This window comes from Serratia sp. BNK-12, assembly GCF_047456085.1.
GTDB lineage: Bacteria > Pseudomonadota > Gammaproteobacteria > Enterobacterales > Enterobacteriaceae > Serratia > Serratia liquefaciens.
Genome location: NZ_CP179896.1, coordinates 5,202,453 through 5,218,143, shown reverse-complemented (window position 1 = coordinate 5,218,143; position 15,691 = coordinate 5,202,453). Strand labels below are relative to the sequence as shown.

The 15,691-nt window shown below is 51.6% G+C and carries 9 protein-coding genes, 1 tRNA gene and 3 rRNA genes; 4 read left to right on the top strand and 9 right to left on the bottom strand.

The features are described 5' to 3' along the window. Positions 1–179 precede the first annotated feature (179 nt). Positions 180–728 (bottom strand): Der GTPase-activating protein YihI, encoded by a 549-nt coding sequence (gene yihI, locus ACMGG1_RS24315; protein WP_020837675.1) that lies wholly within the window; start codon positions 726–728, stop codon positions 180–182. Positions 729–1,480: 752 nt separating this feature from the next. On the opposite strand from yihI, the gene yihA reads away from it, so the two are divergent. Further along, entirely contained in the window at positions 1,481–2,131 is a 651-nt protein-coding gene (gene yihA, locus ACMGG1_RS24310; RefSeq protein WP_046374857.1) for a ribosome biogenesis GTP-binding protein YihA/YsxC, read from the top strand. Between the two features lie 533 nt (positions 2,132–2,664). On the opposite strand, the gene polA is transcribed toward yihA, so the two are convergent. Further along, the gene (polA, locus tag ACMGG1_RS24305; protein WP_262245167.1) at positions 2,665–5,466 is read right to left on the bottom strand and encodes a DNA polymerase I; all 2,802 of its coding nucleotides are present in this window, start codon (positions 5,464–5,466) and stop codon (positions 2,665–2,667) included. Between the two features lie 496 nt (positions 5,467–5,962). On the opposite strand from polA, the gene ACMGG1_RS24300 reads away from it, so the two are divergent. Then, entirely contained in the window at positions 5,963–6,853 is an 891-nt protein-coding gene (locus ACMGG1_RS24300) for an acyltransferase (RefSeq protein WP_046374855.1), read from the top strand. Positions 6,854–6,900: 47 nt separating this feature from the next. Here the strand turns inward: ACMGG1_RS24300 and dsbA are convergent, their stop codons facing one another. From dsbA to ACMGG1_RS24285, 3 genes are all read right to left on the bottom strand, one after another. Then, positions 6,901–7,524, bottom strand: a complete 624-nt coding sequence (gene dsbA, locus ACMGG1_RS24295) for a thiol:disulfide interchange protein DsbA (protein ID WP_020837681.1) — start codon at positions 7,522–7,524, stop codon at positions 6,901–6,903. 29 nt (positions 7,525–7,553) lie between these two features. Then, positions 7,554–8,540, bottom strand: coding sequence for a serine/threonine protein kinase (locus ACMGG1_RS24290; protein ID WP_262245171.1), 987 nt, complete (start codon positions 8,538–8,540; stop codon positions 7,554–7,556). Between the two features lie 105 nt (positions 8,541–8,645). Further along, positions 8,646–8,915 (bottom strand): YihD family protein, encoded by a 270-nt coding sequence (locus tag ACMGG1_RS24285; RefSeq protein WP_046375106.1) that lies wholly within the window; start codon positions 8,913–8,915, stop codon positions 8,646–8,648. Positions 8,916–9,066: 151 nt separating this feature from the next. Between ACMGG1_RS24285 and mobA the strand changes: the two genes are divergently transcribed. After that, on the top strand, positions 9,067–9,660 hold the full coding sequence (mobA, locus tag ACMGG1_RS24280; RefSeq protein ID WP_261110670.1) for a molybdenum cofactor guanylyltransferase MobA: 594 nt from the start codon (positions 9,067–9,069) through the stop codon (positions 9,658–9,660). Then, a complete protein-coding gene (gene mobB / locus ACMGG1_RS24275) occupies positions 9,653–10,174 on the top strand; it encodes a molybdopterin-guanine dinucleotide biosynthesis protein MobB (protein ID WP_262245175.1) in 522 nt (173 codons plus the stop codon). The genes mobA and mobB overlap by 8 nt, the downstream gene beginning before the upstream one ends. A 67-nt stretch (positions 10,175–10,241) precedes the next feature. Here mobB and rrf read toward each other — a convergent pair. The 4 genes from rrf to ACMGG1_RS24255 all read right to left on the bottom strand — a co-directional run bounded on the left by rrf (position 10,242) and on the right by ACMGG1_RS24255 (position 15,364). After that, positions 10,242–10,357: ribosomal RNA gene (gene rrf / locus ACMGG1_RS24270) — 5S ribosomal RNA — on the bottom strand. Between the two features lie 102 nt (positions 10,358–10,459). Continuing rightward, positions 10,460–13,367 (bottom strand): 23S ribosomal RNA (locus ACMGG1_RS24265). A gap of 233 nt (positions 13,368–13,600) precedes the next feature. Beyond that, positions 13,601–13,676: transfer RNA gene (locus ACMGG1_RS24260), tRNA-Glu, on the bottom strand. Between the two features lie 145 nt (positions 13,677–13,821). Beyond that, positions 13,822–15,364 (bottom strand): 16S ribosomal RNA (locus tag ACMGG1_RS24255). Together the 16S, 23S and 5S rRNA genes with 1 tRNA gene alongside form the textbook arrangement of a ribosomal RNA operon. Positions 15,365–15,691 lie beyond the last annotated feature (327 nt).

Sequence of the window (15,691 nt, the reverse complement as noted above, 5' to 3'; positions counted from 1 at the left end):
CACTCCTTCCGATATTTTTTCCTACCGGGCCGGGAGATGGGCAGTTGTCTACGCTGTCTGGCCGCGGAAGCGCTGCGAAAACGCTTTTTGCGTTTAGACAGCCGCCATAGTTTACCGAATAACCACAGCAGATAACACATCAAGAGTAGGGCTATTGACGGGATCAGCCACATGACGCGTTAAATTACGTCTTTCGGGTTACCGCCTTTCAGCAGTTTCAGGATATCTTCCTTTTTCTCTTCTTCTTCGTCGTCTTCATCGTCGCCCAGCTCAATGCCCAGTTGTTCCATCAGGGCATCAATGCGATCCAGAGTCTGGTCAACATAACTCTGATCTTCTGCGCTCAGCGTCTCGCCGTCGTCAATACGATCCAGCAGTGCGTCCAGACGCTCATCATTTTCCAGCTTCGCCAGCTCTTCTTCCGGGGACAGACGTGGTTTGGCTTCGGCCTTAGGTTTTGGCTGCGGCTTGGCTTTTGGCTTGGCTTCAACCACCAGCGCTACCGGCACTTTGCTACCAATGCGCGGATCTTTGGTCTGCGCGTCGGCCTTATTCTTTTGATTGGCAGACTCAACCTGGGTGCGAGAACCGGAAGCAAGACCACGGCGCTTTTTCAGACGCTTGCGCTCACGGGCTTCCTGATCGAGCTCCACACGGCTTTTCTTTTTGGTTTTCGACGTCGCCGCGCTGCTGCGTGGGGCGCGAGGTGCTTTTGATGGCTGGTTCATAGCGTATGCTCTTAGGTATGTAGATTCAGTATAGAGATAGATGCTATACGATTGCGGCGGAATCTAGCAGAAAGCGAACAAAGAAAAAAGGCGGCAGGTTAAACCCGCCGCCTTTTTGCACCCTCTTTCGAAGGATATTCCTGCTACGCATTCCGTGCGCACACTCAACATCCAGGTTTTTCCTTTTGCTATAAGCGCATTCCCTGCCGCACTACTTCCTTCATCCTGAAGGGAAAATCGTCCATGGTGAAATCCGTTCGTGTCCACTCTTCCTGAGTTTGCTTCCTGCGGGCATCCCAATTGCGGTAACTTCACCATCCCTGTGCTATTTGCAAATTCCGATGCAAATAGATCCATTCCTTCGGTTATTCGTCCTGGCACTCATTAGCACGTCCCGTGCTCTCCCTGAGATTTATCACCCTTCCCGGATGTTCCTTAATCCTGCACAGCCCTGTGCTGCAACTTACTTTACGCTATCAGGGGTCAGGCTCAAGGCACCCGCTGCGTAATAGGCTGATAAAAATACTCATCGGAGAATTAACATCATGTTTTATAATAAAAAGAATAAAAACAACTTTCGAATAAAAGCGACATTACCCCCTATTCGAATGGCAAATGTCTCACAAGCCTGCCCCACATAAATTGCCACACCCAACTGGCCCGGCGCTTAAAAACAGAGAAACACACCATTTTTAGCGCTGATGCAGTTATAATCGCCAACCAGTTAGCCATCCTCACGGAGACGAAAAATTTTGACCAGCAAGAATTACAATTATCATGTGACCCATTTCGTCACCAGTGCGCCCGATATTCGCCATCTGCCGGGGGATGAAGGTATTGAAGTTGCGTTCGCCGGCCGTTCTAACGCCGGTAAGTCCAGCGCGTTAAATACCCTGACCAATCAGAAAAGCCTGGCGCGTACCAGTAAAACGCCGGGGCGTACCCAGCTTATAAACCTGTTTGAAGTGGAAGAAGGCATTCGCCTGGTCGACCTGCCGGGTTATGGCTACGCCGAAGTGCCTGAAGAGATGAAACGCAAATGGCAGCGGGCGCTGGGTGAATACCTGCAAATGCGCAACTGCCTGAAAGGCCTGGTGGTGCTGATGGACATCCGCCATCCGTTGAAAGATCTCGACCAGCAAATGATCCAATGGGCTGTCGATGTCGGCACGCCGGTTCTGGTTCTGCTGACCAAAGCGGACAAACTGGCATCCGGCGCACGTAAGGCGCAACTGAATATGGTGCGTGAAGCGGTAGTGCCGTTTATGGGTGATATCCAGGTTGAGGCCTTCTCCTCACCGAAAAAAATGGGCGTCGACAAACTGAGCCAGAAACTGAACACCTGGTTTAACGAGATCCCGCCGGAAGTGCTACCGGAAGATGATGAAGCCGCCGGCGAATAAAAAGCCGCTGCGCTGCAACAGAGCCGATGTGGAAACGCATCGGCTTTTTTATGCGCGTTATTCGGGCGCCAGGCTATTTTCGTTATCTAATTACAGTTCTGACTGAAATCCATCACAAATACTTATGATGACTTGGTATTGAGAATCCGTTGAGCAGGCCATTTCGGGGGAAAATCTGAAGGAAAGAGGTCGCGGGACGAATAAGAAGAACCTATGGTTTGGCTTTGTTTTTACAATAAAAAACGCCCCAGTCAATACTGACTGGGGCGGCTAAATATTCAGCCAAATCCGATTACGTGAAGTAAAAGGTCTGAAAGATAGAACATCTTACCTCTGTACCCTACGCCAGTAACTCTACATGATTTTTTCGCAGTGCAAAAGAATTTTTTGTAGTTTACTTACACAGTTTGGCGCGTAATAACGGCGAGGTTGGGGAAACAATCGCCGTATCCTGTAGCTTAATTACAAAAACTGCTTAGGTTATCGCCAGTTAGCCCATCCTTTAAGAACGAGGCCAGCGAACGGCCGCGCAATCAGTGGGCTTCGTCCCAGTTGGCTCCCACGCCGACATCCACTTTCAGTGGGACAGCCAGCGTCATGCTATTTTCCATCAGCTCGCGAATGCGTTGGTTGGAGGTTTCCAGCACCGATTCATGCACCTCGAACACCAATTCATCGTGTACCTGCATGATCATACGCACCAGCGGCTCTTCCTGATCTTGCAACCAGGCGTCCACCTCGATCATCGCACGTTTGATGATATCGGCGGCGGTCCCTTGCATAGGGGCGTTAATCGCCGCGCGCTCGGCCGCCTTGCGACGCATGCCGTTACTGGAGCTGACATCCGGCAGATAGAGGCGGCGGCCGTCCAGCGTGCTTACATAGCCCTGACTGGCAGCCTGCTGGCGGGTACGCTCCATATATTCCAATACGCCCGGGTAGCGCTCGAAGTAGAGATCCATGTAGCGCTGCGCTTCACCACGCGGAATGCCCAATTGGCGTGCCAGACCAAACGCGCTCATGCCATAAATCAGGCCAAAGTTAATTGCCTTGGCGCTGCGACGCTGTTCGTGGGTCACTTTATCAAGCGGCAGGCCAAATACCTCGGCTGCGGTGGCACGGTGGATATCTTCACCGGCCGCAAAGGCCTTCAGTAACCCTTCATCCTGTGACAGATGGGCCATAATGCGCAGTTCGATTTGCGAATAGTCGGCCGCAACGATGCGGTAACCCTCAGGAGCAATAAAGGCCTGGCGGATCCGGCGCCCTTCGTCGTTACGCACCGGGATATTCTGCAGGTTAGGATCGCTCGAGGAGAGACGTCCAGTAGCCGTCACCGCCTGATGATAAGAGGTATGCACCCGGCCACTGACCGGATTGATCATCAGCGGCAGCTTGTCGGTGTAGGTCGTCTTCAGCTTCGCCAAGCCACGGTATTCCAGGATCACCTTAGGCAACGGGTAATCCAACGCCAGTTCGGCCAACACTTCTTCGTTAGTAGATGGGGCACCACCCGGTGTTTTCTTCAGTACCGGCAGCTTCTGCTTTTCGTAGAGGATCGCCTGCAGCTGTTTGGTTGACGCCAGATTGAAAGGCTCTTCCGCCAGTTCATGGGCCTGAATTTCCAGCTCGGCCAAGCGTTTGGTCAATTCGATGGAGTGCGTGGCCAGAATGCTTTGATCAATCAGCACCCCGGTGCGTTCGATGTGCGACAACACCGGCAACAGCGGCATTTCAATCTCATTGAATACTTTCAGCAGCTCGGCGCTTTCCTTCAATTGCGGCCACATCGCCAAATGCAATTGCAAGGTAACATCAGCATCTTCGGCAGCGTAAGGAGCCGCCTGCTCCAGTGCAATCTGGTTGAAGGTGAGCTGTTTTTTCCCCTTGCCGGCGATCTCTTCGAAGGTCACGGTTTTATGGCCGAGATAACGATCGGACAAGCTATCCATATCGTGACGACCGCCCACGCTGTCCAGAACATAAGATTCCAGCATGGTGTCGAAGGCAATGCCGCGCAGGGTAATGTCGTAACGCGCCAGCAGGCCCATATCGAACTTCAGATTTTGCCCGACCTTGAGCGCTTTCTCGTCTTCCAGCAGCGGCTTCAAGGTGGCCAGCACATAATCGCGATCCAGCTGTGCCGGGGCATCGAGATAGTCATGCGCTACCGGCAAATAGGCGGCTTCGCCCGGTGCAATGGCAAACGACAGGCCAATCAAATTGGCGGTCAGGGTGTCCAAACCGTCGGTTTCGGTATCAAACGCAAATACCTCGGCTTTTTTCAGCTTTTCCAGCCACTGCGCGAAAGTATCTTCATCCAGGATGGTGACATAACCTTCTTGCGATAACGTCGCTTCGGCAGGTGCTTTGTCTGTTACGGCAGCGACTGCCGTCGCCTTTGGCGCACTGGCAGCTTTCACGCCGGCACCCTTTTTACCTTCCAGCCAAATACCGGCTTCGACATCCGCCAGCCAGCGTTTAAATTCGTATTGTTTAAACAACTGCTGCAGCACATCGACATCCAGCGCTGATACTTCGAGATCGGCGCAGGTAAGATCCAGTTCGACGTCGGTTTTGATGGTCGCCAGCTTGTAGGAGAGGTAAGCCACCTCTTTGTTCTGTTCCAGCTTGGCCGCCATGGTCTTGGCGCCGCGGAAGCTGAGCGTGGCGATGCTATCGAGGTTGGCATAGAGCGCATCCAGCCCCCCAAGCCCCTGTAACAGCGCCTGCGCGGTTTTCTCGCCCACACCAGGTACGCCAGGGATGTTATCCGACGAATCACCCATCAGCGCCAGGAAGTCGATAATCAGCTCCGGCGGAATGCCGTACTTGTCGCACACTTCCTGCGGACCAAGGATGGTGTTGTTCATGGTGTTGATCAGGGTGACGTTCGGTGTGACCAACTGCGCCATGTCTTTATCGCCGGTGCTGATCAGCACCGCATGGCCGGCTTTTTCTGCCTCCAGTGCCAAAGTGCCAATCACATCGTCGGCTTCTACGCCGGGCGTGACCAGCAGCGGCAACCCCATCGCCTTGACCATTTTGTGCAACGGTTCGATTTGCGCGCGCAGGTCGTCCGGCATCGGCGGCCGGTGCGATTTGTATTCTGCGAACAGCTCATCGCGGAAGGTTTTTCCTTTGGCATCAAACACCACCGCAACATGGCTTGGCTGGTACTGCAGCAATAGACTGCGCAGCATGTTCAGCACGCCATACATTGCCCCGGTAGGTTCACCCGCAGAGTTGGTCAGCGGAGGGAAGGCGTGGTAAGCGCGGTAGAGGTACGAGGAACCGTCAACCAGGATTAATGGGTTTTCTGCAATCTGGGCCATAGCGTTTCTTTATCGTGATCGGACATGACGGTAAGCATGCCATAGCTGGCCGCCTGAGACGAACCTTAGCGTGCATTAAGGGCGAAAATCATGTGATTCTGCAAAGCGATCCGCAAGATCCTGCCTGTGGATAACTTTGTGCATAGAAAAGACAACAAATTATAACGATGAGTTTATCGTTATAATGGGAAATAAAAATCCTATTGAAATCACTGCGTTAAACAGTGCTATTTTAACTGAAGGTTATTATCGACTTTTACACAATTTGTGGATATAACTTGCGCCGAATTTTAATCGCACTATTAATCAAAATTGGCGCCTCAATTACCATAGCACAAGATGAGCAAGTTGCACGAAAACGCAGCAAATGCCCATTTTTTCCGCTTTAAAACAGCTACTGCTGGCAGGCATTTTCCCCCTATAATGTCGCTAAAATATTTTTTGTTCATGCATACTGGCATGTAACGCTGTTCTCACCAACCGTCAGCCTATAACCATGCCAAGATTGCTATCCCCTGTTATTTTTATTGTTTCCAGCCTGCTCGCCATTTTGGTCACCGTACTGTGTTCGATCCCCATTACGATCGCCGGCGTCATTAAGTTACTGGTGCCCTTTCCTGCCGTATGGCGGCGTATCTCCGCCTTCGCCGACTTTATGATGTGGTGCTGGTGCCTGGGGTTATCGCTGCTATTACGTATTAACGGCCAACTGCGCTGGGATATAGAAGGGTTGGAAGGCCTGAATCGAAAAAACTGGTATCTGCTGATCAGTAATCACGAAAGCTGGTCGGATATTGTGGTGCTGTGCGTATTGTTCCGTAACCATATTCCAATGAATAAGTACTTTCTTAAACAGCAATTGGCCTGGGTCCCTTTTGTCGGTCTGGCCTGCTGGGCGCTGGATATGCCCTTCATGAAACGCTATTCGCGCGCCTATTTGCTCAAACACCCGGAAAAGCGCGGTAATGATATCGAGACCACACGCCGTTCCTGCGAGAAGTTTCGTAAACGCCCGACCACCATCGTTAATTTTGTAGAGGGCTCGCGCTTTACCGAAGCCAAGAAAATTAAAACTCGTTCGCCCTACCGTAATTTATTAGCCCCTAAAGCTGCCGGTATTGCTTTTACACTCAGTGCATTAGGTAAGCAGTTCGATAAGGTGTTAAACGTCACCCTGCTCTATCCAGATAATACTGAGCGGCCTTTTATGGATATGCTGTGCGGCCGGTTAAAACGCATTGTGGTAAGGGTTGAATTGCTGCCAATCGAGGAAAGCATGCATGGCGATTACTTTAACGATAAGCAGTTCAAGCGACGTTTCCAGCTTTGGCTGAACACGCTGTGGCAGGATAAAGACAGATTGCTGGATAGATTGAAACGGCAATGAAGTTAAAAAAAAGCCGGCTAAGCCGGCTTTTTTACTTTAAATTTCGGTTACTTCTGCTCGCTGAGGAATTTAACCACGTCGGCGAATTGCTTCACGTAAGCATCCATCGAACTGGTGTCCAGGCCGTCATTTTTAACCATGTATTTGCCGTTAACAAATACCGCCGGTACGCCACGCAGTTGCAGATCTTCTGCAGCTTTCTCCTGTTGAACCACCAGGGATTTAACTACGAAGCTGTTCAGAGCCCCGTCATAATCAGCCGCGCTCACGCCTGCTTTCACAAACACGTTGCGGATATCATCAGGCGTTTGTACGGTCTGGGTTTTCTGCACCGCTTCGAACATCAGCGGGCTGACTTTATCTTCCACACCCAGCGCCATTGCAACAGCCCATGCCTGAGTCAGTTGCTTACCCAATGGCCCCAGGAACTCAACGTGGTACTTGGTCATTTTAGTGCCCGCAGGCAGCGCTTTTTTCACATTTTCGGAAACGTGATAAACCTGCTCGAACTGATAGCAGTGTGGGCAATAGAAGGAGAAGAACTCCAGTACCTGAGGTTCACCCGTCACTGGCTTGTCCAGGGTGACATACTGGGTACCATCGCTAAACTGCGCAGCCGAGGCACTGAATGCCATTACCATGCCAACGAGCGCCAACCAAATTTTCTTCATAAGACTAAACTCTCCATTGTGTTAAAGCTTCAATACATTGGCATCAGCTGCAGAGGGGGCTCCTGCAACAGCTTAACCTGTTCGGTGAATGCCGCCGTCTGAGACAACCAAAAATCAGACTCCGCCATCCACGGAAAACTTTTAGGGAACGCAGGATCTTGCCAGCGGCGAGCAACCCATGCCAGGTAGTAAACCATACGCATAGCACGCAGCGGCTCGATCAACGCCAACTCACTTTGATCAAACTCAGCAAACTCTGAGTACGCTTCCAACAAAATATCTAACTGCATCAAACGATCGCGACGCTCACCGTGCAACAACATCCACAGATCCTGTATCGCCGGCCCGTTACGCGCGTCATCAAGATCAACAAACAGTGGGCCATCACGCCACAGAATATTGCCCGGATGGCAGTCACCGTGCAAACGCCGCGGCTGCCAATCCTGATGCCAATGCTGTTTGATCGCCTCAATCAGCTTGTCAGTCGCTGCAAGAAAGCTGTCACGCTGCGCTTTGGGCAACAGCGCGCAGCCCGCCAAAACCTGACGCGGTAAAGTGAGGTACTCCTCGATGCCCATCGTCGGACGTTCAACAAACAGGCTTTCGCTGCCCACCTGATGAATGCGCCCCAGGAAACGGCCAACCCACTCCAGTTGATCGAGATTGTCGATCTCATACTGCCGCCCGCCAACGCTGGGAAAAACCGTAAAAAAGAAACCGTTGTGCGTATGCAGCGTATTGCCCTGAAGAACTAATGGGGCAACTGCAGGGATCTCCGCCAGAACAAGATCATGGGAGAACTGGTGTTCTTCACCAATTTGTTTCGCACTCCAACGTTCGGGCCGATAAAACTTCACCACATAACGCTTACGATCCTCGTCCATAAACTGATAGACGCGGTTTTCGTAACTGTTAAGCGCCGTTAGCCCGGAGTCTACACGCAGGCCAACCCCTTCCAGCGCGTCCATAATCAGGTCGGGCGACAGGGTCTGAAAATTAAAAGCTGAGTTGTTCATAACAACATTCGGTTTCGTTTGGGCGACATCACAATGCCGGGATTGAGAAATAGTAGCATTAATGACGGGTTGCACGAGCAACGGCTTCACCCCGGCGCACGAATGCTAATCCTTGATCACGCCACGGGCGCGTAGCAGTGCCGTTTTGAAATCTTCCTCATAATCCTTTTTCAGACCGGGGATCTGTTCGTTGCCGGCGCTGCCGCGCATTTTCAAATGGTAGATCAGGATATCATCGCTCAGTTCAGTCAGATTGCCCTGAAAGCCAGCTTCCTGCGCCAACTTCTGTAAAAACTGGATCAGATTAAGATCCGGATCTTCCTGCCAGGCCGGGTGCAGAAGCTCAATCAGCTCGTTTACGCGGTGCGTTTTCATCGCAATATTGTCCAATAGAATCAATAAACACACAAAGTAACAGGCTTGCCAACACAGTGAAAGAAGCAGCTTGTCAATAAAGGTAAATCCTGATGCCATACCTGCTTTAGCGCTACAATCATGGCGTTAGTCACAATGCGGAATTTGAAATATGCATGAAGAGATTACCGGCATTATTCTGGCCGGAGGGCGTGCCACTCGCATGGGCGGGGAAGATAAAGGTCTGGTTCCCATTGCCGGCATCCCCCTGTATCAGTATGTGCTTGCCCGGCTACGGCCACAGGTCGGGCCGATAGCCATCAACGCCAATCGCAATCAAGCACGGTATAGGGAAAGTGGCCTGCCGATAATTGGCGATCTGATCCCTGACTTTTCAGGCCCGCTCGCCGGTATGCTGGCCGGCCTGAAATACGCAACGACCGAGTGGGTGGCCTTTGTCCCCTGTGATGTTCCTGACTTTCCTGCAACGCTTATCGAGAAACTCTGGCAACAAAAAGGAAGTGCGATAGCCGCCTATGCCAGTGATGGGGAACGGGCTCACCCAACGCTAGCGCTATTGCACACCAGTCTGGCGACTCCGTTGGAAGATTATCTGGCCCGCGGGGAACGCAAGCTGATGCTGTTCCTGGACTCTGCGCGTGCACAGCAGGTGGAGTTCAAAGGGCAACAATCGGCCTTCCACAATCTTAATACCCTTGAGGACTGCCAACGTTGGGGAAAAGAAAAAGGAATTATCCATGAATAGCCCTTCCCAACCCCCTCTACTGGCCATTGCTGCCTATAGCGGCACGGGCAAAACCACCCTGCTTAAACAATTGATTCCTTTATTAAAGCAGCGGAAAATCCGCGTAGGGCTGATCAAACATACTCACCATGATATGGATGTCGATACCCCCGGCAAAGACAGTTATGAACTGCGCAAAGCCGGTGCCGACCAAACGTTGGTCGCCAGCAATAACCGCTGGGCATTAATGACAGAAACGCCGGAACAACCCCCACTGGATCTGCAATACTTGGCGAGTCGTTTTGATACTGGCAAGGTGGATATCATTTTAGTCGAAGGGTTCAAGCATGAGCCCATCAGTAAAATCATTCTCTATCGTGAAGAGGTGGGTAAACCACTGGAGGATATGCTGGACGAGTTTGTGATCGCCATTGCCAGCGATCGATCAATCACTGGCAATGCCCCACTGTTGGATCTTAATGACCCAGAGTGCATCGCTGACTTTATCGGGGACTGGTTAAAAAGCGCAGCCTAGCTGCGCCTTTTTCTTTCGCACACAGCAAAAAGGCCATCCTTGCGGATGGCCTCTTGGCTTAATTGATGCCTGGCAGTGTCCTACTCTCGCATGGGGAGACCCCACACTACCATCGGCGCTACGGCGTTTCACTTCTGAGTTCGGCATGGGGTCAGGTGGGACCACCGCGCTATTGCCGCCAGGCAAATTCTGTTTCATTCCAACCGCTACTCCCGTAGCCATTGAAACCAATCTCGGAACTCGCTGAAAATCTCTACAATCTCTCTAAAACACCTTTGGTGTTGTAAGGTTAAGCCTCACGGATCATTAGTACTGGTTAGCTCAATGCATCGCTGCACTTACACACCCAGCCTATCAACGTCTTAGTCTTAAACGTTCCTTCAGGGACCTTAAAGGCCCAGGGAAGACTCATCTCGAGGCAAGTTTCGCGCTTAGATGCTTTCAGCGCTTATCTTTTCCGCACTTAGCTACCGGGCAGTGCCATTGGCATGACAACCCGAACACCAGTGGTGCGTTCACTCCGGTCCTCTCGTACTAGGAGCAACCCCTCTCAATCTTCCAACGCCCACGGCAGATAGGGACCGAACTGTCTCACGACGTTCTAAACCCAGCTCGCGTACCACTTTAAATGGCGAACAGCCATACCCTTGGGACCTACTTCAGCCCCAGGATGTGATGAGCCGACATCGAGGTGCCAAACACCGCCGTCGATATGAACTCTTGGGCGGTATCAGCCTGTTATCCCCGGAGTACCTTTTATCCGTTGAGCGATGGCCCTTCCATTCAGAACCACCGGATCACTAAGACCTACTTTCGTACCTGCTCGAGCCGTCACTCTCGCAGTCAAGCTAGCTTATGCCTTTGCACTAACCTCACGATGTCCGACCGTGATTAGCTAACCTTCGTGCTCCTCCGTTACTCTTTGGGAGGAGACCGCCCCAGTCAAACTACCCACCAGACACTGTCCTCACCCCAGATTATGGGGCCGAGTTAGAACATCAAACATTAAAGGGTGGTATTTCAAGGTTGGCTCCACGCAGACTGGCGTCCACGCTTCAAAGCCTCCCACCTATCCTACACATCAAGGCTCAATGTTCAGTGTCAAGCTATAGTAAAGGTTCACGGGGTCTTTCCGTCTTGCCGCGGGTACACTGCATCTTCACAGCGAGTTCAATTTCACTGAGTCTCGGGTGGAGACAGCCTGGCCATCATTACGCCATTCGTGCAGGTCGGAACTTACCCGACAAGGAATTTCGCTACCTTAGGACCGTTATAGTTACGGCCGCCGTTTACTGGGGCTTCGATCAAGAGCTTCGCCTTGCGGCTGACCCCATCAATTAACCTTCCAGCACCGGGCAGGCGTCACACCGTATACGTCCACTTTCGTGTTTGCACAGTGCTGTGTTTTTATTAAACAGTTGCAGCCAGCTGGTATCTGCGACTGGCTTCAGCTCCGAGAGCAAGTCTCTTCACCTACGCGCCAGCGTGCCTTCTCCCGAAGTTACGGCACCATTTTGCCTAGTTCCTTCACCCGAGTTCTCTCAAGCGCCTTGGTATTCTCTACCTGACCACCTGTGTCGGTTTGGGGTACGATTCTGTGTTACCTGATGCTTAGAGGCTTTTCCTGGAAGCTTGGCATCAACTACTTCTGCACCGTAGTGCATCGTCATCACGCCTCAGGGTTGACAAGTAACCGGATTTACCAGGTCACTCCCCCTACACGCTTAAACCGGGACAACCGTCGCCCGGCTAGCCTAGCCTTCTCCGTCCCCCCTTCGCAGTAACACCGAGTACAGGAATATTAACCTGTTTCCCATCGACTACGCCTTTCGGCCTCGCCTTAGGGGTCGACTCACCCTGCCCCGATTAACGTTGGACAGGAACCCTTGGTCTTCCGGCGAGCGGGCTTTTCACCCGCTTTATCGTTACTTATGTCAGCATTCGCACTTCTGATACCTCCAGCAACCCTCACAGGTCACCTTCAACGGCTTACAGAACGCTCCCCTACCCAACAACGCCTAAGCGTCGCTGCCGCAGCTTCGGTGCATGGTTTAGCCCCGTTACATCTTCCGCGCAGGCCGACTCGACCAGTGAGCTATTACGCTTTCTTTAAATGATGGCTGCTTCTAAGCCAACATCCTGGCTGTCTATGCCTTCCCACATCGTTTCCCACTTAACCATGACTTTGGGACCTTAGCTGGCGGTCTGGGTTGTTTCCCTCTTCACGACGGACGTTAGCACCCGCCGTGTGTCTCCCGTGATAACATTCTTCGGTATTCGGAGTTTGCATCGGTTTGGTAAGCCGGGATGGCCCCCTAGCCGAAACAGTGCTCTACCCCCGAAGATGAGTTCACGAGGCGCTACCTAAATAGCTTTCGGGGAGAACCAGCTATCTCCCGGTTTGATTGGCCTTTCACCCCCAGCCACAAGTCATCCGCTAATTTTTCAACATTAGTCGGTTCGGTCCTCCAGTTAGTGTTACCCAACCTTCAACCTGCCCATGGCTAGATCACCGGGTTTCGGGTCTATACCTTGCAACTATTCGCCCAGTTAAGACTCGGTTTCCCTACGGCTCCCCTATACGGTTAACCTTGCTACAAAATATAAGTCGCTGACCCATTATACAAAAGGTACGCAGTCACACCACGAAGGTGCTCCCACTGCTTGTACGTACACGGTTTCAGGTTCTATTTCACTCCCCTCGCCGGGGTTCTTTTCGCCTTTCCCTCACGGTACTGGTTCACTATCGGTCAGTCAGGAGTATTTAGCCTTGGAGGATGGTCCCCCCATATTCAGACAGGATGTCACGTGTCCCGCCCTACTCATCGAACTCACAATTAATGCATTTTAGTGTACGGGACTATCACCCTTTACTGTGCGACTTTCCAGACGCTTCCACTAACACAAGAACTGATTCAGGTTCTGGGCTCATCCCCGTTCGCTCGCCGCTACTGGGGGAATCTCGGTTGATTTCTTTTCCTCGGGGTACTTAGATGTTTCAGTTCCCCCGGTTCGCCTCATACGACTATGTATTCATCGTATGATAGTGCAACGAATTGCACTGGGTTTCCCCATTCGGGTATCGCCGGTTATTACGGTTCATATCACCTTACCGACGCTTATCGCAGATTAGCACGCCCTTCATCGCCTCTGACTGCCTAGGCATCCACCGTGTACGCTTAGTCACTTAACCTCACAACCCGAAGGTGTTTCCACTTTCGTGCTGCTACATTTGAGAGACTCTATGACAGGTTAATCCTTACCCCAATACTTCTACGGAGGGATAAGTTTCAGCTGTCATGTTTCAATTTTCAGCTTGTTCCAGATTGTTAAAGAGCAATATCTTAAACACGACTCGCAAGAGTCATCTTTAAGATGTTTTCGGTTCCAAGAACCGGTGATAATGTCTTTCACTCATTATCGGATTGGCGTCCCCAAGGGGATTCGAACCCCTGTTACAGCCGTGAAAGGGCAGTGTCCTAGGCCTCTAGACGATGGGGACACGAAAATCCGATTAAACTGACTGTCTTAATCGGTTCGTATCAGCATGAGTCAGTGACTCATTACATCAACAGGTAGCGCTTTTGCTCATTACGTTTCTATCAGACAATCTGTGTGAGCACTTCACGCGAATCAATATCATTAGGTAAGGAGGTGATCCAACCGCAGGTTCCCCTACGGTTACCTTGTTACGACTTCACCCCAGTCATGAATCACAAAGTGGTAAGCGCCCTCCCGAAGGTTAAGCTACCTACTTCTTTTGCAACCCACTCCCATGGTGTGACGGGCGGTGTGTACAAGGCCCGGGAACGTATTCACCGTAGCATTCTGATCTACGATTACTAGCGATTCCGACTTCACGGAGTCGAGTTGCAGACTCCGATCCGGACTACGACGTACTTTATGAGGTCCGCTTGCTCTCGCGAGTTCGCTTCTCTTTGTATACGCCATTGTAGCACGTGTGTAGCCCTACTCGTAAGGGCCATGATGACTTGACGTCATCCCCACCTTCCTCCGGTTTATCACCGGCAGTCTCCTTTGAGTTCCCACCATTACGTGCTGGCAACAAAGGATAAGGGTTGCGCTCGTTGCGGGACTTAACCCAACATTTCACAACACGAGCTGACGACAGCCATGCAGCACCTGTCTCAGAGTTCCCGAAGGCACTAAGCTATCTCTAGCGAATTCTCTGGATGTCAAGAGTAGGTAAGGTTCTTCGCGTTGCATCGAATTAAACCACATGCTCCACCGCTTGTGCGGGCCCCCGTCAATTCATTTGAGTTTTAACCTTGCGGCCGTACTCCCCAGGCGGTCGACTTAACGCGTTAGCTCCGGAAGCCACGCCTCAAGGGCACAACCTCCAAGTCGACATCGTTTACAGCGTGGACTACCAGGGTATCTAATCCTGTTTGCTCCCCACGCTTTCGCACCTGAGCGTCAGTCTTTGTCCAGGGGGCCGCCTTCGCCACCGGTATTCCTCCAGATCTCTACGCATTTCACCGCTACACCTGGAATTCTACCCCCCTCTACAAGACTCTAGCTTGCCAGTTTCAAATGCAGTTCCCACGTTAAGCGCGGGGATTTCACATCTGACTTAACAAACCGCCTGCGTGCGCTTTACGCCCAGTAATTCCGATTAACGCTTGCACCCTCCGTATTACCGCGGCTGCTGGCACGGAGTTAGCCGGTGCTTCTTCTGCGAGTAACGTCAATGAACAGTGCTATTAACACTGAACCCTTCCTCCTCGCTGAAAGTGCTTTACAACCCGAAGGCCTTCTTCACACACGCGGCATGGCTGCATCAGGCTTGCGCCCATTGTGCAATATTCCCCACTGCTGCCTCCCGTAGGAGTCTGGACCGTGTCTCAGTTCCAGTGTGGCTGGTCATCCTCTCAGACCAGCTAGGGATCGTCGCCTAGGTGAGCCATTACCCCACCTACTAGCTAATCCCATCTGGGCACATCTGATGGCATGAGGCCCGAAGGTCCCCCACTTTGGTCCGTAGACGTTATGCGGTATTAGCTACCGTTTCCAGTAGTTATCCCCCTCCATCAGGCAGTTTCCCAGACATTACTCACCCGTCCGCCGCTCGTCACCCAGAGAGCAAGCTCTCTTGTGCTACCGCTCGACTTGCATGTGTTAGGCCTGCCGCCAGCGTTCAATCTGAGCCATGATCAAACTCTTCAATTAAAAGCTTGATTTGCTTCAACTCGTGAAGCGATGCTCGAAAATTAACTTTCGTAATATTCATCAGTTAAACACGTCAACTAAATGAATTATTGCTTGGTCACTCTTCAAGACTTGATATTTTTTTGAACCCGAAGGTTCTGGATATCGTCTTGTGGAGTGCCCACACAGATTGTCTGATAAATTGTTAAAGAGCAGTGAGTTAGGTTGCTAACTCGAGGTGGCGTATATTACGCTTTTCACCTGAAGAGTCAAGCTTTTTTCTTATTAAGAAACGGTGTTTTCACCGGCTTGAATCTTTCTGGCTGGGCGACTGGTTCTCGTTAGAGG